The sequence below is a fragment of the Flammeovirga agarivorans genome (assembly GCF_012641475.1).
Taxonomy (GTDB): domain Bacteria; phylum Bacteroidota; class Bacteroidia; order Cytophagales; family Flammeovirgaceae; genus Flammeovirga; species Flammeovirga agarivorans.
This window is the reverse complement of the sequence record NZ_JABAIL010000002.1, coordinates 846,790-871,513: the sequence shown is the minus strand read 5'-3', so window position 1 is coordinate 871,513 and position 24,724 is coordinate 846,790. Positions and strand designations below refer to the sequence as shown.

General features: G+C 37.3%; 10 protein-coding genes. 4 read left to right on the top strand and 6 right to left on the bottom strand.

The features are described from left to right. Positions 1–417: 417 nt before the first annotated feature. The 3 genes from HGP29_RS08245 to HGP29_RS08235 all read left to right on the top strand — a co-directional run bounded on the left by HGP29_RS08245 (position 418) and on the right by HGP29_RS08235 (position 17,443). Complete coding sequence (locus tag HGP29_RS08245; RefSeq protein WP_168881891.1) at positions 418–8,169, top strand: type I polyketide synthase; 7,752 nt, start codon at positions 418–420, stop codon at positions 8,167–8,169. A 408-nt stretch (positions 8,170–8,577) separates the two neighbouring features. Next, positions 8,578–15,513 carry a beta-ketoacyl synthase N-terminal-like domain-containing protein gene (locus HGP29_RS08240; RefSeq protein ID WP_168881890.1) on the top strand — a complete coding sequence of 2,312 codons (6,936 nt, stop codon included), beginning with the start codon at positions 8,578–8,580 and terminating at the stop codon, positions 15,511–15,513. Between the two features lie 298 nt (positions 15,514–15,811). After that, positions 15,812–17,443 (top strand): PfaD family polyunsaturated fatty acid/polyketide biosynthesis protein, encoded by a 1,632-nt coding sequence (locus tag HGP29_RS08235; RefSeq protein WP_168881889.1) that lies wholly within the window; start codon positions 15,812–15,814, stop codon positions 17,441–17,443. A 79-nt stretch (positions 17,444–17,522) separates the two neighbouring features. Here the strand turns inward: HGP29_RS08235 and HGP29_RS08230 are convergent, their stop codons facing one another. From HGP29_RS08230 to HGP29_RS08220, 3 genes are all read right to left on the bottom strand, one after another. Continuing rightward, on the bottom strand, positions 17,523–19,676 hold the full coding sequence (locus HGP29_RS08230; RefSeq protein WP_168881888.1) for a hypothetical protein: 2,154 nt from the start codon (positions 19,674–19,676) through the stop codon (positions 17,523–17,525). Positions 19,677–20,082: 406 nt separating this feature from the next. Then, positions 20,083–20,763 (bottom strand): hypothetical protein, encoded by a 681-nt coding sequence (locus HGP29_RS08225; RefSeq protein WP_168881887.1) that lies wholly within the window; start codon positions 20,761–20,763, stop codon positions 20,083–20,085. Positions 20,764–21,102: 339 nt separating this feature from the next. Further along, positions 21,103–21,990 carry a LysR family transcriptional regulator gene (locus HGP29_RS08220; RefSeq protein WP_168881886.1) on the bottom strand — a complete coding sequence of 296 codons (888 nt, stop codon included), beginning with the start codon at positions 21,988–21,990 and terminating at the stop codon, positions 21,103–21,105. A gap of 114 nt (positions 21,991–22,104) precedes the next feature. Here HGP29_RS08220 and HGP29_RS08215 point away from each other — a divergent pair, with 114 nt between their 5' ends. Beyond that, on the top strand, positions 22,105–22,839 hold the full coding sequence (locus HGP29_RS08215) for an SDR family oxidoreductase (protein WP_168881885.1): 735 nt from the start codon (positions 22,105–22,107) through the stop codon (positions 22,837–22,839). Positions 22,840–22,927: 88 nt separating this feature from the next. Here HGP29_RS08215 and HGP29_RS08210 read toward each other — a convergent pair whose 3' ends face one another. The 3 genes from HGP29_RS08210 to HGP29_RS08200 all read right to left on the bottom strand — a co-directional run bounded on the left by HGP29_RS08210 (position 22,928) and on the right by HGP29_RS08200 (position 24,592). Then, a complete protein-coding gene (locus HGP29_RS08210; protein WP_168881884.1) occupies positions 22,928–23,218 on the bottom strand; it encodes a DUF3817 domain-containing protein in 291 nt (96 codons plus the stop codon). 202 nt (positions 23,219–23,420) lie between these two features. Next, entirely contained in the window at positions 23,421–24,080 is a 660-nt protein-coding gene (locus HGP29_RS08205) for a hypothetical protein (protein WP_168881883.1), read from the bottom strand. Next, complete coding sequence (locus HGP29_RS08200) at positions 24,080–24,592, bottom strand: RNA polymerase sigma factor (RefSeq protein WP_168881882.1); 513 nt, start codon at positions 24,590–24,592, stop codon at positions 24,080–24,082. Before HGP29_RS08200 ends, HGP29_RS08205 begins: the two co-directional genes overlap by 1 nt. Positions 24,593–24,724: the final 132 nt, after the last annotated feature.

The following is a 24,724-nucleotide window of genomic DNA, read 5'->3' as shown; positions in this document are numbered from 1 at the left end:
AATCTATTTTGCTATACATATTTCCCAAGGATTGTGCTATTCCATATTATCAGGACATTTTTCTAAAATGTGACAAATTGAAATTATTTTCACATTTTTTAATTATTACCCTACTAATGTTAAAATAAAGGTATGAATGAATACTCACTTCTATAATGCATTTTGTAATAAATATTTATTGCATTTTTCCAATACATGAATGAAAGGTTATTCATTTTTTAATAATATCTAATTTTTATTTTTTTCGAAAAGTCTGTCACAAATTTGAAAAATGACTTGTTATACAAGCGAATTTCGAAATAACTGCGTAGTCAAATTGAACAAATAACAACAACTGATAGAGTGTATTTCGAACATACTTTAGAAAACTAATGAACCTTACAGTGTAAAAATTGTAAGATTCCAAGAATAAAAGATATGACAGACACAAACCAACTGCTCAAAGAAACACCGATTGCCATTGTAGGTATGGCATCAGTTTTTGCAGACTCTGAGAACCTAGAGAAGTATTGGGAAAACATCATCCAAGGTGTAGATTGTATCAAGGAAGTTCCTGACGATCGTTGGAAAATTGATGACTATTACGATCCCAACCCATTAGCAGAAGATAAAACTTACTGTAAAGTAGGTGGCTTCGTTCCAAAAATCGATTTTAATCCAATGGAGTTTGGTTTACCACCAAACATCTTAGAAGTAACTGATGCTTCTCAATTATTGGGTCTTGCTGTTGCAAAAGACGCTTTAATCGATTCAGGTTATGCTCCAGGTTCAGACGCTTTAAAAGCTGAATTAAGAGAAAGAACAGGTGTAATTCTTGGCGTTGGCGGTGGTCAAAAGCTAATTATTCCTTTGACAGCTCGTTTACAGTACCCTGTATGGAGAAGAGCATTAGAGTCAATGGGAATGCCAGAAGAGCAAATCGCAGTAGCTATTGAGAAAATGAAGGCAGCATTTGTGCCTTGGACAGAAAACTCATTCCCAGGTTTATTGGGTAACGTAATTTCTGGTCGTATCGCCAACCGTTTTGACTTTGGTGGTATCAACTCAGTAGTAGATGCAGCTTGTGCCGCTTCTTTATCTGCTATCAAAATGGCAGTAGCTGAATTGGTAGAAAAAAGAGCTGACATGATGATTACAGGTGGTGTTGACACAGATAACTCACCATTTATGTACATGTCATTCTCAAAAACTCCTGCATTCTCTCGTAAAGGTAGCATCCGTCCATTCGACCAAGATGGTGACGGTATGTTGATCGGTGAAGGTGTGGGTATGATGGTCATGAAGCGTTTAGAAGATGCTGAACGTGACGGAGACAAAATCTATGCTGTTGTAAACGGTATTGGTGGTTCTTCAGATGGTCGTTATAAGTCAGTATATGCACCTCGTCCTTCAGGTCAAGCTTTAGCGATGAGAAGAGCATATGAAGAAGCAGGTTATGATCCATCAACAGTTGGTCTAATTGAAGCTCACGGTACTGGTACTAACGCAGGTGATGCATCAGAAGGTGTATCAATGGGGATGGTATTCGGTGACGATGGTGTGAAAACAAATCATATCGCCTTAGGTTCTGTAAAGTCTCAAATTGGTCATACAAAAGCAGCAGCAGGTGCAGCAGGTATGATTAAAGCAGCTTTAGCCTTACACCACAAAATCCTTCCAGGTACAATCAATATCACAAAGCCGAACCCGAAATTAGAGATTGAGAAGAAAGCATTCTATATCAACTCTGAGACTCGTCCTTGGTTCCAAAAGGATTCTGCTACTCCGCTTAGAGCAGGTGTATCAGCATTCGGTTTTGGTGGTGTCAACCTTCACTTCTCATTAGAAGAGTATAAAGGTCAATCAATCGAGAAAAATAGAGTTCACAACATCCACAGACAATGGTTACTTTCTGAAGTATCAGCATCTGCTTTGGTTGCTTTGGCTCAAAAACATGTTGCAGGTCTTACAGGTGCAGATGCTAAAGCATACTACAAAGAAGTATCAGCAACAGCATTCGCAGAAAATGTTCCTGCTAACCAGCCAAGAGTTGGTTTCGTTGCTTCATCAATTGAAGAGGCTACGAAAAAATTAGAAGCATTTGTTGCAGCATTATCGAAAGATGCGAACGCAGCAGAGTGGAAAAACCCAATCTTAAATGTTTGGTATAGAAATGCCGCTTATAATGGTAAGGACAATGTTGCTGCTTTATTCGCAGGACAAGGTTCTCAATATACTAACATGGGTAACGAGATCGCTTGGTCATTCCCTCAAGTTCGTGAAGTATTCGCGAAAGTAAACGGAGAGTTCGAAGCGAGCAACAAAAAACCTTTAACTGAGACTGTATATCCGATTCCTGTATTCAGTGATGAGGAGCGTAAACAACAACAAGCGGTACTTACTCAAACGGAAAATGCTCAGCCAGCAATTGGTGCATTGAGTGTAGGTATGTATCACATTTTACAAAATGCAGGCTTCAAAGCAAACTATTTTGCTGGTCACTCTTATGGTGAACTTTCAGCATTATATGCATCAGGTGCCATTGACTTAGCGACATTCATCAAACTTTCGAAAGAAAGAGGACAAGCAATGTCAGCTCAAGCAGGTGTAGATGCAGGTACAATGATGGCTGTGAAAGGTGATGTAGTAGCTGTTCAACCTTACATTGGTAAATACCAAAATGTACAAGTTGCGAACATCAACTCAGGTACACAAACGATCTTAGGTGGTGCGAAGAACGAATTGGAAGCACTAAAAACGGAATTAAAAGCAGCAGGCTTATTAGCGACTATCCTACCAGTTTCTGCAGCATTCCATACACCTTACGTAGGTCATGCGTCTAAGCCTTTCGCTGAAGTATTAGATCACACAAATATCGCTGCCCCTCAAGGAAAGCTTTATTCAAATACTTTAGGTTCTGCTTACCCAGCACAACCACAGTTCATCAAAGAAACATTAAAGAGACACATCTTAAGTCCAGTTAAATTCAAAGAGCAAATCGAGAAAATGTACCAAGAAGGTGCAAGAGTGTTCGTTGAATTTGGACCAAAGAATATTCTATCCAACTTAACTTCTGAAATCTTAGCAGGTCAAGATCACCAAGTGATTGCATTAAACCCTAATCCTAAGAAAAACTCAGATGTTCAGTTGAGAGAGGCAGCTATCCAATTGGCTGTAATGGGTATCCAAATCCAAAACTTTGACCCTTATGCTAGACCAGTTCAAGCAGGTGGAGCGAAGTCTAAGATGAATGTTCAGATCTCAGGTACAAACTACTTGACTGATGGCTTCAAGAAGAGATACCAAGATATATTAGCGAAGGGAGGAAAAGTGCTTTCGCAAAAAGCACCGTTAGTTGAGGAAATCGAGACGGTGATTGCTGAGACAACAGACATGTCTCAAATTATTGAAGAAAAATTACGTCAGAAACAAAATTCAGCTTCTATGGCAGAGAAGGCAGTATTGGATCAAATCCAAGCAGATATTCAGCGTTTAACTGAACAACAAACTAGAATTGAGCAAATGTTGGCATCGTTGTTCAACATGCAAACAAATAATCAATTAGCTTCAGCAGCAGCTCCTGCTACAGAGCAGTTACAAGCTCCAGTTGAAGTGCCAACTCCAGCGCCAGTAGCTGAAACTCCAGCTCCAGCTCCTGCAGCGGCTCCAGTAGCAGCAGCACCTGCACCAGCTCAAGGTGGTGTGTCAAATGCAGAAATCGAAGCATCTTTATTAGAAGTAATCGCTGAGAAGACAGGTTACCCTTCTGAGATGTTAGAAATGAGCATGGATATGGAAGCTGACTTAGGAATTGACTCAATCAAACGTGTTGAAATCTTCGGTGCGATGACTGAGGCTAACCCATCAGTTCAAGGAGTAGATCCACAAGAATTAGCAGAGTTAAGAACATTAGCTCAAATTGCTGAATATATTTCAGGAAAAGCAGGTGCAACTTCAGCTCCAGCGGTAGCTCCTGCACCAGCAGCGGCTCCAGTAGCAGCAGCACCAGTTCAAGAAACTGCAGCACCAGCTCAAGGTGGTGTAACAAACGCAGAAATCGAAGCATCACTTTTAGAAGTAATCGCTGAGAAAACTGGTTACCCATCAGAAATGTTAGAAATGGGCATGGACATGGAAGCTGATTTAGGAATTGACTCAATTAAGCGTGTTGAAATTTTCGGTGCGATGACTGAGGCTAACCCATCAGTTCAAGGAGTAGATCCACAAGAATTAGCAGAGTTAAGAACATTAGCTCAAATTGCTGAATACATTTCAGGAAAAGCAGGTGCAACTTCAGCACCAGCAGCAGCCCCTGCACCAGCAGCGGCTCCAGTTCAAGAAACTGCAGCTCCAGCAGCTCAAGGTGGCGTAACCAACGCAGAAATCGAAGCATCACTTTTAGAAGTAATCGCTGAGAAAACTGGTTACCCATCAGAGATGTTAGAAATGGGAATGGACATGGAAGCTGATTTAGGAATTGACTCAATCAAGCGTGTTGAAATCTTCGGTGCGATGACAGAGGCTAACCCATCAGTTCAAGGAGTAGATCCACAAGAATTAGCAGAGTTAAGAACATTAGCTCAAATCGCTGAATACATTTCAGGAAAAGCAGGTGCAACTTCAGCACCAGCGGCAGCTCCTGCACCAGCAGCGGCTCCAGTAGCAGCAGTACCGGTTCAAGAAACTGCAGCTCCAGCAGCTCAAGGTGGCGTAACAAATGCAGAAATCGAAGCATCACTTTTAGAAGTAATCGCTGAGAAAACAGGTTACCCAGCAGAGATGTTAGAAATGGGTATGGATATGGAAGCTGATTTAGGAATTGACTCAATCAAGCGTGTTGAGATCTTCGGTGCGATGACTGAGGCTAATCCATCAGTTCAAGGAGTAGATCCACAAGAATTAGCAGAGTTAAGAACATTAGCTCAAATTGCTGAATATATTTCAGGAAAAGCAGGTGCAACATCAGCACCGGCAGCAGCTCCTGCACCAACGGCGGCTCCAGTAGCAGCAGCACCGGCTCAAGAAACTGCAGCTCCATCAGCTCAAGGTGGTGTAACAAATGCAGAAATCGAAGCATCACTTTTAGAAGTAATCGCAGAGAAGACAGGTTACCCAGCAGAGATGTTAGAGATGGGTATGGATATGGAAGCTGATTTAGGAATTGATTCTATCAAGCGTGTTGAAATCTTCGGTGCGATGACAGAGGCAAATCCATCAGTTCAAGGAGTAGACCCACAAGAATTAGCAGAGTTAAGAACATTAGCTCAAATTGCTGAATACATTTCAGGTAAAGCAGGTGCAACATCAGCACCGGCAGCAGCTCCTGCACCAGCGGCGGCTCCAGTAGCAGCAGCACCAGCTCAAGGTGGCGTAACAAATGCAGAAATCGAAGCATCACTTTTAGAAGTAATTGCAGAGAAGACAGGTTACCCAGCAGAGATGTTAGAAATGGGAATGGATATGGAAGCTGATTTAGGAATTGACTCAATCAAGCGTGTTGAGATCTTCGGTGCAATGACTGAAGCAAATCCATCAGTTCAAGGTGTAGATCCACAAGAATTAGCCGAGTTGAGAACGCTAGCTCAGATTGCTGAGTATATCTCATCGAAGGCGGGAGCGTCCACCCCCAGTGTAGAGGCGAATACTAATTCGTCAATCGAAAAAAAAAAGTCTACTAATGAAGTAGCTGAAACAACAGTAGCAGAAGATCATACTTCATTCCTTTCAGGAAACTATGATCGAGTAGCTCGTTATTCAGTTGCCTTGAAATATATTCCCGAGCCAGATCAATTGGTGATCGAGAAAAATGCAGATGCATGGACAGTCATTACAAATGATGGCTCGGGATTAACAGTTTCTTTAGCTCAAGAATTATTGGCTGAAGGAAGAAAAGTAGCTGTATTGACAATGCCAGCTTCATTGGTTCGTCAATCAGCAGTGACTTTACCAAACGAGGTAAAGGAGATTGCTCTAGCTGAAATTTCTGATGATGCGATCAAAGCAGCATTAGCACAAATCGGTGGAGTAGATCAATTTATTAATGTACATCCTCACTTTAGATTCCCGTTAGGTCAATGGGGTATGCACTTCGACAAGGAAAAAGAATTGTTGAAAGCGGCTTACTTATTGGCGAAGCACTTAAAACCTACTTTAAATGAATATGCTTCTAAATCAACTAGAGCTTCATTCATGACGGTAACACGTTTAGAAGGTGCTTTCGGAACGAAGAACCCTGGTAATGTTTCAGTAATCGGAGGTGGATACTTCGGATTAACGAAATCATTAAACTTAGAATGGACAAACGTATTCTGTAGAGGTGTAGACCTTTCTCCTCAATTGAAGGCGGAAGTTGCAGCGAAGAAAATCGTAGCGGAATTAAATGACGCTGACGTTTCTACTACTGAAACTTCTTACAACGATGAAGGAAAACGTTTCACTCTTGCAGCAGTTGAGCAAGCACATACAGCAGGTACAGTTCGTACTTCTGGAATCACTTCTCAAAACGTATTCTTAGTAACAGGTGGTGCCAAAGGTGTAACGGCGGATTGTGTTAGAGCAATGGCGAAAACGTACAAGTCTAAGTTTATCTTAGTAGGTCGTTCGGCATTGACTACAGAAGAGCCAACATGGGCACAAGGTGTAGCAGAAGAACCAATCTTGAAAAGAAATGCTATGATGTTCTTGAAGGAAAGCGGTGAGAAACCACTTCCTAAGACAGTGAACAGAATGGTAGGTGCGGTACTTTCTCAAAGAGAAATCCAAGAGAACTTAGCGTACATTCAAAGTGTTGGAGCGGAAGCACATTACACTGCGGCAGATGTTACAGATGCTGAAAAATTAAAAGCAGCTGTAGCGCCAATCGTTGCGAAAACAGGTGCCATTACAGGAATCATCCACGGTGCAGGTCGTTTAGCAGACAAACTGATAGAAAATAAAACAGCAACAGACTTCGATAACGTTTATGATGTGAAGATCTCTGGTTTATTAGCAGCGGTAGCCGCTGGTAGTATCCACGATATCCAACACGTTGTATTGTTCTCTTCTGTAGCCGGTTTCTACGGTAACGTTGGTCAAACAGACTATGCAATTGCCAACGAGGTATTGAACAGAGTAGCACACTTATTCAAGAAAAACCATCCAGACGTACATGTTGCTTCTATCAACTGGGGTGCATGGGATGCAGGTATGGTAAGCGGAGAATTAAAGAAATTATTCGAAGCGCATGGTGTTTCTCTAGTTCCTTCTGATGAAGGTCCTGTAGCAATGGTGGATCAATTAAGTGATGCTTTTAAAGCACAACCTCAAGTGATTTTAGGTGGTACTTTGCCACTTGCAAAAGCAGATATTTCAGGTGATTTGAAAAGTTTTACGATCAAGAGAAATATGACAGAAGAGAAGAATCCTTTCCTTCAACATCATATGATCCAAGGTAATGCAGTATTACCAATCGTAAACGCTTCTACTTGGATGGTACAAACAGCGACGGATTTATATCCTGGTTTCAATGTGCTAAGAGTAGATAACGCTAAACTTTTCAAAGGAATCGTATTTGATGGTACTCAGGCGGAAGACTACACAATTAAAGTAACAGAAACGTCAAAATCAGAAAATACTGTAACGTTGACAGTGAACGTTTCTAGTGAAAATGGAGGTAAACTTCCGCTGAACCATTACCAAACACAGATCACCTTAACTTCTGAGCCTGTTGAAGCACCAGTGATGGAATTACCTAACGGTTCAATTACACCAGCGGTAGCGGATGCAACTTCAGTATATACAGACGGAACACTTTTCCATGGAGCTGATTTCAACGGTATCAAGTCTATTCTTGAGATGAACGAAAACAGCATGTTGTTCAAATGTGAGCATGAAGGTGTCACTGAAGAACGCCAAGGTCAAGTGCCAGTGAAAAAGGTAAATCCTTACTTAATGGATATCATGTATCAAGGAGCAGTCGTTTGGGTACGTCGCTTCCACGGTGCAGCAAGCTTACCATTAAGCACTGATTACGTTGAGATCTTCGACGCTTTACCTTTCGGTAAGCCATTCTATGTGAAGATCGAGGTGAAAAAAGCAGATGACTTCTCAATGGTTTCAGATATCACAGCTTATGATGCTGAAACTGGAAAAGTTTATATGAAAAGTTACGGAGCGGCAATGACAATCAGCCGTGAATTAACTTGGTCGTAAGGCCACACACATCAAACAAAATCTGGTTCAAGTTTTAACGCTTGAGCCAGTAACTATAATGGTTCAGGTCTTTCGTTAGACCTGAGTCATCTAAGTGATAAAGTTGAAAAGCTGAATCATTTGTCTAAGTGAAAATCTTAGACACCAAAATTGAAAGTAGGAAGGAGTAATAACTTCATCTTATATCGCAAGTGTTAAGCCGAAAGGCGTCACTTGTGATGACACATTGACGAAGTCTCCTGACTTCGAAATGGATAAAGATGTAGTGATTATGTTCGAAGTCGGGAGACTTCGCCAATGATAAGTTCCAAGTGACGCTCACGCTTAACACTTGAAATATTGATGGAGATAACCTACCAATTAAACTTCTAATCTCATAAAAAGAGAAAGAAGAAAATAAGATATAGAATGAGTAAAAAAGACAAAATAGCGGTCATTGGTATGGGAGGTTTATTCCCAGGTTCATCCACACTAGATGGATTCTGGAACAACCTACTTGATAACAAAGACCTCGTAACTTTATCTGATGAAAAGACGTTTGGACAAGATCCCTTGCGACTTTATCATACAGAAAAAGGTAAACTGGATAAATGTTATGCGATTCGTGGTGGTTATGTTCGTGATTTCGAATTTGACCCATCAGACTATAAAATCCAGAAAAACTTACTAGCTAAACAAGATGATCAATTCAAATGGTCATTATATGTAGCTCAACAAGCTTTAAAAGATAGTGGTTACTGGCAAAACACACAGGATAAAAACTGTGGTGTTATTGTGGGTAACTTGTCTTTCCCTACGCGTCGTTCCCGTCAAATCTTCTCGCCTATATATGCTGATATGGCAGGGAAAGTATTCACTGAATTAACAGGAGAGGAAGTAAAAGTTCCTTTCGCAAATACGAACTACGATGCAAATATTCATGAGACATTATTGACGAATTCACCTTCTGCCTTGATCGCTCAAGCGGTAGGATTGACTTCGACCAACTATTCATTAGACGCTGCTTGTGCCTCTAGTTTATATGCAATTAAATTAGCAATTGATGAATTACAATTGGGTAAAGCTGACATGATGTTAGCGGGTGCTGTAAGTGGTGCCGATCCATTGTTTATTCACATGGGGTTCTCTTATTTCCATGCGTATGCCCGCATGAATGAGAAGTCAGCTCCTTTGGATAATACATCCGGAGGATTGACTTCATCTGAAGGTGCAGGTATGGTTGTATTAAAGCGATTAAGCGATGCAAAAAGAGACGGTGATAAGATTTTAGCCGTTATCGATGGTGTTGGTTTATCGAATGATGGTAAAGGTAAATTCCTTTTAAGTCCAAACCCTAAAGGACAAAAACTTTCTTTCGAGAGAGCTTACAAAGGAACTGACCTAACACCAGCTGAAATTGATTACTTAGAATGTCATGCAACAGGTACGCCTCTTGGTGATACGACGGAGATCAATTCAATTAGTGATTTCTTTGCACAAGAAGAAGTAAGACCTCCATTCTTAGGGTCTGTAAAATCAAACATGGGACACTTGCTAACAGCTGCCGGTATGACGGGTATGTTGAAGGTGATCCTTGCCATGCAAAAGAAGTTTATTCCAGCGACTATCAAAATTGATGGTGCTGTACATTCTAACGATCAGAAGGTAGGAAGAGACCAAATGATGTTAGAAAATAAAGAGTGGCCATTAAAAGGAGAGCAACCACATGCAGGTATTAATGCTTTCGGTTTTGGTGGTACCAATGCCCATATGATCTTATCGGCTTACGATGAGAAAGTAGAGGTAGCAAAAGAACAGATTACATCACCCAAACAACCTCTTTCAATTGTTGGTATGGATCTTCACTTCGGTGGATGTGCCAGCTTGGAAGATTTTTATTTATCTCTTTATCAGGGTCAACAATTCTTCAAAAACTTACCGGCTAACCGTTGGAAAGGAATGGAAGAGTTGGAGACTTTGAAGAAAGGGCTTGGGTTAGAAGATATAAAACGCTTGAAAGGAGCGTGGTTGGAAGAATTTGACTTAGATATTCTTCGTTTCAAAATCCAACCGAAAGAAGCAGAACGTTTAACGTTACAGCAGACTTTAATGCTTACTGTAGCTGATAGAGCATTGCATGATGCAGGCTTAAAAGAGCTGGAAGGTAAGGGAGCAAACATTGCCGTATTGACAGCAATGGAATCTGAATTAGAAATCCATCACCGTATGGGACGTTGGGATCTAATTTGGCAAGTAGAGAAAGCATTAGAAATGGCAGGTCTAGACATGGATGTGCAGAAGAAAGATTCACTTTCTGATGTTTTAAAGAACTCTGTATTCCAAGCTTTCGAAGATCACTCTCCATCGGAACATACTGGTTTTATCGGTAACATTATTTCGAGTAGAGTTTCTGCACTTTGGGATTTTACTGGTCCTTCATTCACTATTTCATCGAACGAAAATGCAGTATATAAAGCATTGGACGTAGCGAGAAATATGTTGGCTTTAGGTGAAGTGGATGCCGTAGTGGTAGGTGCGATCGACTTAGCTGGAAGTATGGAAGGTGTATTGAGCCGTCATGTTTTAAATCCTGTAAATACAGGAGATACTTCATTCGGTTGGAATACAGAAACGAATGGATGGAACATTGGTGAAGGTGCAGGTGCAATTGTAATCAAGAGAGCGGAAGATGCGAAAAATGATCGCGTGTATGCTCAAATTGATGATGTAGCGATTGTACAATCTGACTTATCTTCATTGAATGGTGAAATCAACAGTCAAGCAGTAGCGAAGGGTGCAGAAGAGTTATTACAAAGTAATGGTTTGGATGCTTCTGATATCGGATTATTAGAAGTATCAGCATCAGGTATTGCTTCTGAAGATAAAGCGGAAATTGAAGGTTTAACTTCAGTGTACCAATCAAAAGAAGAGAAATTAACTTGTGCCTTAGGTTCTGCGAAAGCAACTGTAGGTCATACATTCTCTGCTTCGGGTATCGCTTCTATCATTCGTTCAGCTTTAGCTTTATACCACAGATTTATTCCTGCTACTCCACAGTGGTCGGGTCCTAAGTTTGAGGAGAAATTTAAAAACACACCTTTCTACGTTCCTCAGGTTTCATCACCTTGGGTAATCGAAGAAGGAAAAGATACATTAAGAGCGGCGATTTCAGGTCTAGCGACAGATGGTTCTTCGGCACATGTTTTAATGTCTGAAGCTTCTCATCCGAAGTTAGATGATCGTAGCCCTTACTTAGCCAAAGGAGGAGAGCGTTTATTCCCACTTTCTATTGAAAGACCTGCAGGAATTAACGAACAACTTTTAGGTATTTTGACTGATGTAGAAACGTTAGGTTTCAATGAAACATCAGACAAACTTTGTGAAGCATTTAACCCTGCAGCACCAATTAAGCCTATTTTCGTTGCGAAAAACGAAAAAGAATTAATGCGTGATGTAGCGTTCTTCCAAGCACATATGAAAGATGCTTACAAAGGAAAGAAAGCTTTACAAATGCCAACGGGTAGCTACTACAATCCTAACCCAATTGCGAAGGATGGTAAAGTAGCCATGATGTACCCTGGTTCTGGTGCGGCATACCAAGGTTTTGGAGCTTCTTTATTACAGATGTTCCCTAGCTTGTATGATCACATCAAAAATTCTGTAAATCACCCGAACAGAGCGTTCTTTACAGAATATTTATACCCTAGAACATTGAAAAAGCCAACGGCTGAAGAAGTGAAAAAACAAGAGGAAAATCTTGGTACAAATGCACTTCCAGTAATGGCGATCGGTGTTGCCTTTGCTTCAGCTTACACTACACTTTTACAAGATGTATTAAAAGTGAAAGCAGACTCGTTAGCGGGTTACAGCATGGGCGAGACTTCAAGTTTATGGTATTCTCAAGGTTTCTGGGATGCTCATTTAGTTGATGAGAAATTCTTAGAGTCGAATATCTTCTCTGAAATTGTAGGTGGTGATATGACTATTCTTGGTGAAGAATGGGGCATGGATGCTGCCACTGCAAAATCGAAATGGAGAAGCCGTTTGATTACCTTAAATGCTAAAACTTTAGGGTATGCTACTTTAGAAGATTGGTTCAGAGGTGAAGTAGAAGGAAAGTACGAAAGAGTGTACTTGACATTCATCAACACAGATTCTGAAATCATCATGTCTGGTGATAATGACATCTTGGAAGAAATTATGCAGAAGCATGCTCTTTCATCGGTGACATTAACCATCAACAACTGTGTACATCATCCGTTTATCAGTCGCGTAACGGAAGAGTTTATCACTATGCATCACCTTCCATTACAGAAGGCGATTCCACAGACGGTATACTCTGGTGTAACACAAAAGCCTTTAGCTTTAAATGAGGATGACATCGCTAAGAATGCGAAAGATGTATGCTGTGAGGAAGTGAATCTTCCAAAGCTGATCAGAAGCATGAAAGAAGATGGTCACAAATTGTTTATTGAAGTAGGAGCGAATGCAACGCTTTCTAGATGGATCGGTGAGATCTTGAAAGGTGAGGAGTTTGCAACGATTGCAACAGACCGTAAGGGTTCTGATTCTTTAAAGAGCTTTATGGGAATGGTGGCTCAGTTATTAGGTCAGGGTGTTGAACTGGACTTAGGAGCTATCATTGCAAAGACTTCTGCGAAAGGTATTCAAAGAAAGAAAATCTATAAAACATTACATACTGGAGGTAACCGTTTTGAAGAATTCGCATTTACTGCGGAAAACAAAGCAGCCTTCATTAATTCTACAAACAGAGTCAACACAACAGAGCCTGTAATAGCAGGAGAAGAGTTTGACATGTTTGCTTTATCAGAAAAAGAAGAAGAACAAACAACAACCAAAGATATGGATAAGAATTCAGCCTTAGATGTGATTGAAAATAAGGTGAAACAAAAGATTGCTGAGAATGGCTTAGCGCTTTATGATTTCGATGCACCTGATTACAAAGCAAGCAAGAAAGATGCGATCTGGAACGAACAAGATCTATTGACTTTTGCTACTGGTAAAATCTCAGATGTATTCGGTCCTGAGTACTCTATCATCGACACTTACCCTTGTCGTGTAATGTTACCAATGCCTCCATACTTATTGGTGAGCCGTGTAACGAAATTGAATGCTAAGACAAATGAGTACAAGTCTTCAAGCTTAACAACAGAGTACGATATCCCTTACAACTCTTGGTTCGCAACTGACGGACAAATTCCTTGGGCTGTAGCGGTAGAGTCAGGTCAGTGTGACTTATTATTAATTTCATATTTAGGGATTGACTTCCAAAACAAAGGTGAGTACAAATACCGTCTATTAGACTGTACTCTTACTTTCTTGGATGATCTTCCTTTCGAAGGACAAACGTTACGTTATGACATCAGCATTGATAGCTATGTACGTAATGGTAACAACCTTTTATTCTTCTTCCGTTACGACTGCTATGTTGAGGACAGAATGGTGCTGAAAATGCGTGGTGGTTGTGCTGGTTTCTTCAACGAAGCAGACCTTGCAGAAGGTCAAGGTGTAGTATACAAGCCAGAGGAATTAGAAGAAAGAAACAACCGTAAGAAGCAATTCTTTGAGCCATTATTACACTGTGATAAAACTACTTTCAACCAAGAGGAGCTTTTAGCGTTAACTCAAGGTGATTTAGAAGGTGTATTTGGTTCGGATTACAATACATTAGGTAGAAACAAATCATTACGTCTTCCTCCAAAAGACATCTTAATGTTAGACCGTATCACTAAGTTAGATATCAAAGGTGGTCATGCTGGTCTAGGATGGATTGAAGCTGAGAAAGACTTGAAGGCAGACGATTGGTACTTCCCTTGTCACTTCAGAGATGACGAAGTTTTAGCAGGTTCATTACAAGCTGAAGGCGGTGGACAGTTATTACGTTTCTTAATGTTATACATGGGTATGCAGCGTTTAACTAAAGATGCTCGTTTCCAACCTGTATTAGACATCCCTCAAAAAGTAAGATGTCGTAAAGAGGTAAATGCCAAAGATGGTAAGCTAATTTACCGTATGGATGTGAAGGAAGTAGGTTTAGTTCCTGAGCCATACGTAGTAGCTGATTTAGAAATTATCTATGACGGATTGTCGTCTGTATACTTTGAAAACTTAGGTCTTCGTTTACAAGAAAAAGACAACCCTCAATATAAAAAGGACTTAGCGAACACTAATCATGGTGTGTATGTGAAGCCAGTGAACAAGCCAGTTCTATTAGACGAAGGTGATATCACTCAATTCGCATTAGGTCCAGTTTACAAGTGTTTCGGTGATGAGTACAAAGTATTCGAAGGACGTTCGTTATCGCGTCAGCCAAACACTGACCTACAAGTAATCTCTAGAGTTTTATCAATCAGCAATGAGAGACATGACTTTAGTAACAACCCTACAATCATCTCTGAATATGATGTTCCTGTAGACGCATGGTACTTTAAGCAAAATGCTTCACCAGTAATGCCTTATTCAGTATTGATGGAAGTAGCCTTACAACCATGTGGTTTCTTAGGTGCTTACTTAGGTTCTACTTTATCAGTGCCAGACAAAGACTTATTCTTCCGTAACCTTGACGGTGATGGTGAGATGTTAGTTGACATTGATCTAAGAGGAAAAACGATTACAAATAAAGTAGTAATGACGTCACATACAAACCTTGCAGGTACAGTATTACAACGTTATACATTCGAACTTTCAGTAGATGGTACAGTATTCTATGTAGGTCAATCTTCATTCGGATTCTTTACAGTAGCTGACCTTTCTAGCCAAGCAGGTCTTGACTCAGGTGAAAAAGTAGCAGCATGGAAAGACGTGACGGATTACGACAAGAAGAATGCTATCACTTTCAACTTAGATTCATTGTTCGGTAAAATGAAGTTGTACAAGTCGACCAACCCAGCTTCTCCAAGATTACACTTGGCAGAAGATCAGTTGAACTTGTTAGATAGTGCAACGATCATCAAAGAAGGTGGTAAGTATGGCAAAGGTTATATCCATGCCACTCGTGCCATCCATAACTATGATTGGTTCTTCACTTGTCACTTCTACCAAGATCCTGTAATGCCAGGTTCATTAGGTGTTGAAGCAATCCACCAAGCAGTTCAAGTTTGGGCGTTGCAAAACAACTTAGGTGAAGGCATGACAAACGTTGGTTTCAACCACCATGCACCAAACAAAACAGTTTGGAAATATAGAGGTCAAATCCTTCAAGGTGACCCAACAATGAACCTTGATTGCCATATCAAAGAAGTAACAAAGGAAAACGGTAAAGTCGTAATCCTTGTAGATGCGAACCTTTGGAAAGGTGATTTAAGAATCTATGAAATTACTGACCTTTCATTAGTGATCAGCTAATTTCTGAATCGAATAGATTCAAAATTGGGTTACCCATGACTGAAGTCATGGGCTAGTGATATAGGAAAACATTATCGACTGAAGTCGAGATGTTTTATGAGATGTAAGAACCGATGAAGACTTTAGTCTTTATAGGTAGAAATATTACCAGCCCACGACTTCAGTCGTGGGGTATATATCGAACCCGACTTTGGTTTACTTCGAAGTCAGGAGACTTCGCCAATGACTTAGTTCCAAGTGACGCTAACGCTTAACACTTGAAACATTTTGATAACACTTAATTATTCATTCAAACAAGATGAATACAACATTGATTAAAAATAGCGGCTTAAAATCGACAGCTAAATCTACTTCAAAGTGGTTTGGTGCTTCAAGCTTTGCAAAATATACAACGGAGGAGATCAAGCAGCAGTTTGAGAAATTAGACAAACAGCTTTTTGTGATCAGAAACCAAGAAGGTACAGTAGGTGTAGCGGATGGAATGGGAACAGCCACTTCATCGGATTTACAGTCTGCTGAATTATTAGCGAACATTCCAGCTTATGCTCCAGAAGCATTGGGTGATCCTTCATTCAGAGCAGCGTATGGTTTGAAATATAACTATATGGGCGGTGCAATGGCGAATGGTATTTCTTCGGAAGACCTAGTGATTGCTTTAGGTAAAGCAGGTATGTTATGTTCATTTGGTGCAGGTGGATTGATTCCTGCAAGAATTGAGCAGGCAATCGATAAGATTCAAGCGGCATTACCAAACGGACCGTATGCATTCAACTTAATTCACTCACCAAATGAGGTGGCCTTAGAGCGTGAAGCTTGTGAGTTGTTCTTAAAGCGTGGAGTAAAAGTGATTGAAGCGTCTGCATTTATGGACTTAACACCATTTGTAGTGAAGTTCAGAGCGGCAGGGTTACGCAAAAATGCGGATGGATCGATCCATATGGAAAACAAGATCATCGCAAAAGTATCTCGTTTAGAAGTAGCGGAGAAATTCATGCGTCCAGCACCAAAGTCGATCTTAGACAAGTTGGTAGAAGAAGGTCAGATTACTGCTGAGCAAGCAACATTGGCGTTATCAGTTCCAATGGCAGACGACATCACTGTAGAAGCGGATTCGGGTGGACATACAGACAATAGACCGTTGGTATCATTATTACCTTCAGTGTTATTGTTAAGAAACAGAATCCAAGAAGAATTGAACTACCCTGAGCAAGTACGTGTAGGTGCAGCAGGTGGTATCTCAACGCCTCAATCGGTATTAGCGGCTTTCGCTATGGGTGCGGCGTTTGTAGTAACAGGTTCAATCAACCAAGCATGTTTAGAGTCAGGTGCATCAGACCACTCTCGTAAGGTGTTAGCACAAGCGGGAATGACAGATATCATGATGGCGCCAGCATCGGATATGTTTGAGTTAGGAGTGAAATTACAAGTGTTGAAGAAGGGAACATTGTTCGCTTTAAGAGCACAAAAATTATATGATACGTACATCGCTTATGACGGTATCGATGCGATTCCTGAAAAAGAGCGTACAACGTTAGAAAAGACAGTCTTCCAAGATTCATTAGAGAACATCTGGAAGATGTGTATTGAGTTTTTCCAAGAGCGTGATCCAGAGCAAATCACAAGATCAGAAAACAATCCAAAGCGTAAGATGGCATTGATCTTCCGTTGGTACTTAGGTCTTTCTTCTTCATGGGCTAACCGTGGTGTGAAAGGTAGAGAGTTGGATTACCAAATCTGGTGTGGTCCTGCAATGGGTGCATTCAACGAGTGGGTAAAAGGTACTCCTCTTGAAAACTGGGAAAACCGTAAAGCAGTAGACGTTGCTCATGCATTGTTCAACGGCGCTGCGTACTTGTACAGATTGCAATACTTAGAAATGCAAGGCGTACAAATCGACGGCAAATTCAAAGCAGCAAGTGTGAAATATTAGGCATCACACTTCGCTGTTCATTCATATCTTATTTATTCTGATTGACCCCATAGCTTTTGGTTATGGGGTCTTTTGTTTACTAAGCTAGGTTTTTTAAATTTATTTTAACTTCTTTTAAATCTTTACAATCCTCAGGAATTTCTAAATTTTTTTTGAAGTTTTCAATGTTTGAATGATTTCTATATTTACCATATAAAGTTGGAATGGTAATTTTTGTGAGTATAAATCCAAAAATTGACATAATAATACTTATCCAAAAATTAGCTTTTATTTCTAAGATATCAGTTTGAACTTTATCTAGGCTAAAGTCAGAAGTCCAAAATAAATATAAAAACCAGCTAAGAACGATACCTACTAATAATAAAAATTCACCCCAACTTTTTAAACGCCATTTCATTAACTCTTTATGAATAAAATCTTTTCGTTTAATTTTTATTACTTTATTTTGTTCATCTAGTAATGCCTTTTCAAGAATATTGTTGTTTTTTTGATATTCACTAGTTTCTGCTTCTAATTTCTCTAATTTTTTCTTCTCTTTTTCTTTCTTTATTTCTTGTTCTCTAGTTTTAGCCCTTAATTTTTTTAATTCATCATCTTTTAGTTGATCATTTTTTTCTATTTTTTCTTTGGCATTGTAAAAATGTTCAGCTTTTTGAGCTAATTCATTTACTGATGCTTCAAGCATTTTAAACCTTTTATTATCTATTATTTGTTGCTTTTTAGCTTCTTCTTTAAGTCTGCGAACAAATTCTTCTTTATTATCACTTGCTAATGTATTAACTGATTCGATATCTTTTAATTGTTTACTAGTAATTCGAGTTGCAATTCTTAAGATGTCGTTATCCGAAATTTCAGATGATGAGTATTTATGAATATTATCATCTAATTCTCTAATTACTGAAGTGGCTGGTAATTCTTTATTTAAGGCTAATGATATTAAAGAAGATAAACCTATATCTGACAACTCATCGTCACTAATATCTATTGAGGATTGAGGGTTACTTAGCCATAATATATTTAATAAATCATCAGCTTTAATAGTTTCAGGTTGTTGTCCGTTAATTATATAACCACTTTCTCCTTCACGTGAAATAGAATTGTTTACAAACCAACAATTTACCTTGTCAAATTCATAAATCTTTTTTCCTCTTTTTTCTCTTACATAGACTAGAGCTGTAGCATCATGTAGTGCAGCTTTTTTAGTATTTCTATGCTCTATTAATGTGAAATATTCATTAGTGTATTTCGCTTTGTTTTGAATTTTAGAGGTATCATATATTACATCTATACCAAGTTTTCTTATCTCATCCTCTAAATTGTCAATAATTAATTCAATGTCAGCTTTATTTAATTTTCTTCTTTCACAGGCATTATATATATCTTCAGGATATACAACTTTTTGTAAAAAACTACTATTAAAGTTATTTGCTTTAGCCTTTAATAAGTTTGTAATTTCATCAATGGTTATGTTCATAACCTTACATATATAACCTTGATCTTTGGCTATTTTTAATAATGTAGTGCATGTATGAGTAGATTCTGAAGTATTAAGGTCTAATGCAGCAATTATAAAATTAGTATCTAATAAAAGTTCAACCTTTACAGATGCTTCAGAAGTATGATATTCAATATAACCAGAAATTATTGACCCTAAAAAAATTTTTTTTATAAGGTTGTAAACGGGAGTAATTGATCTAAAATAATCTATGAATTGAGCTTCAATAGAAAAATTATCCCTTATATCAGAATCCTTATTTGCTAAATATTTAGATAAATCTAATTTGCTCTTTTCTATAAAATCAAAAATAGATTTGTTTTTATACTCTTCAAATCCTGAAGAATCACAGAAATCTTTAAAAAGTTTTTCTAAACTTTTAACTTCTTGTTTATGATTTCTTATTTCTTCTTCAAATTCAGTAAAAACATATTGATTAATTTCAAAAGCTTTATCTTGGTAAAATGAGAATTTTATTTCTCCATCTATATTTACTTCTTTTTCAATTATCCTTAATATGTTTTCTATTACAGGTAATGGAAAGTCAAAAGAATATAGCCTGTCAGAATATGTTTTTATTTCAATAATACTTTTCCCACTAAATATTCCATCCTCATTCATTTTTGATAATACCCTTTTAATTAAGGGGACAAATATATCAAGAGGACCTTGGATTAAGGTTGAATTAGATCGAATATGCGATAAAAGACTGTAAGTAATAGCTTTGTTAATATTCATAAGAATAGTATTAGTAATAGTTTATATTTTGCCAATTAGAAAACTGAATAAGAGTTGAACAGGAAAGGATTTTGTGATTATTTTCATCTTTTGAAAAAATTCTTCACCTTCAATTCCAGATGTTAATGTTGAAAAAATTGGTTGTGCATTATTGTAATTTTCTTCTTATATCATTTTTAATCTTTTAACTGCTGAGTTGTAATAACTTTTTATTTCTAGAAATGAATTTTCAATTTTTTGTTCTGTTAACTCTATAAATTTATAATCAATAACACTGTTTTCATTAACTTGAAAAAATAAAATAACCGGAAGATTATATTCACAATTAAAATCAAACAATATTTTTAATGTTGGATAAATTTTCACACTTCTATGAAGGAGCTGTATTACCTTTGGTTACTATTTCTCAGATTATATAATTTTTTTTTATAATACCTGACTTTTTATCTACTTCATATTTTATACTTAATGTATTCTTATTTTCTAGTTCAATACTTTTACTTAATTCAATAGCATCTATTAATTGTCTTCGTGAACTATTACTTTTTAAGTAAGAAGATATACCATTAATTTGTTCTTGAATTACCTTAAAAGTTGTATCAGACATATACTCACCTGTAGAGTAACCAACACTTTTTGAATATAATGTTTTACCTAAGTTGGTTAGAATTGGTATTTTTGATTTCATGCATCTAGTTCCTAATTCACACCATAATCTAGAAATAATAGGATCAATTTTATAATTACCATTAGTTCTTACTTTGACTAAGGTCATAGCATTTTGAACCGTTACTATGATTGTATATGTTTTAATATTAATATCATCATGTTGATCTATATCATTCATGAATCTATCAATTTCTGCATTAAACCTATCATCTTTTTCATTTTCATATTTTTTTTCATCTAGATTGACAACTCTTTCTTGTTGATCAATACCCATTTTCATGATTTGATTTCTTTCATCTTGTAATTCTTTTACACTTTTAGCAATTGTATTACTTTCGTTACGTAAAAACCAATAGGCAAAACTACTTCCTATTGAAAAAATCAAAGCAATAATTGAAATTATGATTTCTAGATTCATTGTAATGTTCTATTATAAATGAGTGGTCTTAGAATGCTGTAAGGTTCTCTAAATTTACCCCAATATCATTAATAAAACAAAAATATCTTCGCAATACAAAAAATAGATAAAAAGTATTACACTAACGATTATTACTGTACACTATCATTCTATTAAAACAGTAAAGAATAAAAGATTATTATTCATCCCATTCCATCACCAGCTTCACAAAACCTTATTTCAAAGCAGCTTGTCTATCGTAAAAATGAGTAGCGTAACTCGGGTCAGTACTCATGCCTACAAAATGTTGTCTTGAAGGGAAAAAGACGATGCTGATTTTATTCTATCCCCATCAAAAAATCATTTCTGAAAAATAGACTTCAAAATAGTAAAGAAAGGTTCTTGTTTTTTATGTGCAATTAGATAGTAATCTCTGATTGGATAATCATTGGGTTCCCAAATTAATTGTAGTTGTTTCTGATCTAAAAATTCTTGAGCATTATGTTTTAATGTTACAGCGACCCCTTCGACTTCAGTTAATTCTTGTAACATGAAATATTCATTTGGGATGATATAGTTTGTGAAAATCTTCGGTCGCTTTTTGTTAAAGCAATGCATCCATAACAACTTAATAAATGGATTTGTAGACATGTGTGAAAACCAAACTTGGCCTTCTAACCACTTTTGAATTTTGTTCAATTCATTTTTACGAATGAAATCTTTGAGGTTATGGGTATCAATATTTGGGTGTCCAACTACGATTAATTGTGATTGCATAATTCTTTCAGACAATACATCAAACGTTTGTATATCCTCTTTAATTATAGCTGCATCAATTTGTTGATTATTGACCATGTCAAATAACTTTTGATTATCAGCTTCAAAATGTACGGTCAAGTGCTTGAAAGTTTCTAATAAGTCTTTAGAAACAAAGCTTTTATAAAGGTTTTCGTTAAGGCCGAAAATATATTGTTTGTCCTCTTTTTTGACTGATTTGCTATAGCTTGCCTCAACTTTTTCCAGCGTATCTAAAGATTCAATAATCAAATTATTCAGAAACTTCGCATGATCTGTTGGTACAACCCCTTTTGATTTTCTAGTAAATAATTTATGCCCAACTGCTGCCTCTAACATATTCATTTGATTGCTGACGGTGGGTTGCGTTAAAAATAATTCTTCAGCAGCTTTAGAGTAACTCTGATGTTTATATACTGCTTTGAAAGTTCTATACCATTCTAAATTAATCATAGTGATATTAATTTATTTATATCATGACTAAAATTAAACGATTTCATTTTATATCACAAGCCCTCTACATTTGTTACATCATCATTCAATCTTTAAATATTAAACTTTAGTAAAATGAAAAGAATAGCATTAGTAACAGGAGCGAACAAAGGATTAGGTTTTGAAACTGCTCGTCAATTAGGGGCAAAAGGTATCAAAGTACTGATGGCTTCTAGAGATAAATCGAAAGGAGAGACTGCAGTAGAAAAGCTGAAATCTGAAGGTTTGGACGTTGAATTAGTCCAATTGGAAGTGACCAGTAACTCTGAAATCAAAACGCTAAAAGGCTATATTGAAAGTCAGTATGGAAAGCTTGATATCTTGGTGAATAATGCAGGTATTATGCATCAAGATGAACCACTAGGAACGAACACATCAGAAAATATTTCTTCAAGTACTTTACAAAATACATTTGATGTCAATTTCTTCAGTGTAGTGAATTTAACACAGGAATTGTTACCATTACTGAAGAAAAGTGATGCAGGAAGAGTTGTCAACCTGTCAAGTATTTTGGGATCTAATACCGTACAAAGCGATACCGAATCTCCTTATTATAGTGTAAAACCGTTTGCTTATGATGCTTCAAAAGCCGCTCTTAATTCATTTACTGTTCATTTGGCAGCCGCTTTAGAAGGGACAAATGTCAACGTAAATTCAGCACACCCAGGATGGGTAAAAACTGATCTAGGTACAGACGGTGCACCAATGGAAGTAGTAGATGGAGCGAAAACATCAGTAAGTCTTTCTCTTGAAGAAGAAACAGACTTTAACGGTAAATTTATTCATATGGGCGAAGAAGTCGCTTGGTAATTTTTAGTTATATCATAAGTCAGTTTATGATGCTGACTTATGATATTTTTTTATTGTTATACTTTTGCTGGATTTGAATAACCAAAGTCTAGTTATCATAACCTTTAAATATCTTCTTATCTGCCACAAAAGTTCCAAATGGAATCAGTGATGCTGCAAATGCCCAAGCACTATTTTTGAAGCCCCATTTTATAGTGAAGTGAATGTATAAGACAATGGCTACATATAGAATAAATAATACGCCATGCCCCATTCCAATAATTTTATTTGGCTCATGTATATCTGCAATGTATTTCAATGGCATTGAAACAAACAGAATTAATAGGAAAGAGATCCCTTCTAGAAGACCTATAAAACGAATTGCTTTTATTCCTGACATATTTTTTAGTGGTTAAATAAGTTTGTTGTGGTGAGGGCAAATTTAGGGATAATTTGTGATTATATTCTTTGTTAGTCTTAACACAATACTTTCCCTCATCAGCCCAGGACTTAAGTCCTGGGCTGATGAGGGGGAAATAAATCTATTTCAACTCCCAATTCATAAAAAAGGAGCATTATTTTTCACTGTAAGATGTAAATATTTACTTCTCAAACTCCTCAATTTCGTTTATAGCTTCCAAAGCCTCCATTGTTTTAGAGCCAGTAAATACTTTGATTGTCGTTCTTACCCATTTAATATGTAAATTTTTGTGTGATAACTTATTAAAGGCCCATACAATTGGGATAACCAAAAGGAAATTGGCGATGAAATATCTTTGTACGAAACCTGGCTCTAAATAAGGATATAGATCCACTCCAAGGATGACATTAATACCTACAATTGCATAAGCCCACCAAACAGGAGTAGAAAGGAATATCAATTTTATAAATAATAAACCATGTGCATTAACAAGCTCCGTTTTTTTCCTGATTTCAACAATAGGTTTTGAGAAATCAATTTGTCGTAGGAGCACAACTTGGCCTATGCTTCCCACAAGAGCAACTATTGCAAATAGGTGTACAATAATTCCGCTGATAACTAAATGTGTTTGCCCCCAATGGTTAGCAATATATCCGCCCAATAATAGCACAATGATACTAAAAGTTGCTACTTCAATACTTCTAAATCTTACGATACGATCTCTATTTTTTTTAGATTTATCAAGTGGCAATGAATCGATTACAGCGTCATTTACCTGAAGCATTTTATCCAGCTTTGAATCGTATGCGGCGAATAATTTTTTTAGTTCTATATCTTCCATTATCTATTATTTTTTTGAAACTCTTTCTTTAATTTTAATTTAAGTCTACTGATTTTTGTCGCTACATTAGTTTTTGAGATACCTAAAATCTCTGCGATTTCAACGTACGACTTCTCTTCCAAATACAACAGCATCAGAGCTTTATTTAATTCATCTAAATCATTAATGAATTGTTGTAACAACTTTATATTGTTGTCTAACTCCGTCTCGTCTTCATTCTCATCAACGACATTGTAAATAGATTCTACGCTAGAAAAATCATTATTGGCTAGCCATTTCTTTTCCTTCCTGTAAAATGAAATAGCTACATTTAGTGCAATCCGATACATCCAAGTAGAGTATTTATATTCTGGGTTATACTTATCAAAAGCATTCCATAATTGAATGATGATTTCCTGCTCCAAATCTTTTCGATCTTCAATATCCTGACAATAAGAATTCACAATCTTGTAAATGATTTTTTTGTGTGAATTGATTGTCGATATGAATTTATTTTTTCTGTTTGTCTCCATTCAATTCGTTTTAGTTGAATGTGATTTTATTGTTTTCATGGTCTGAACTTTTAATGTTTATCTTATTATTCGCAGGGTTTTCTAAAAGTCACACTTTTCCTTAAATATTTTTTTGATAGGGTACTTCTTCTC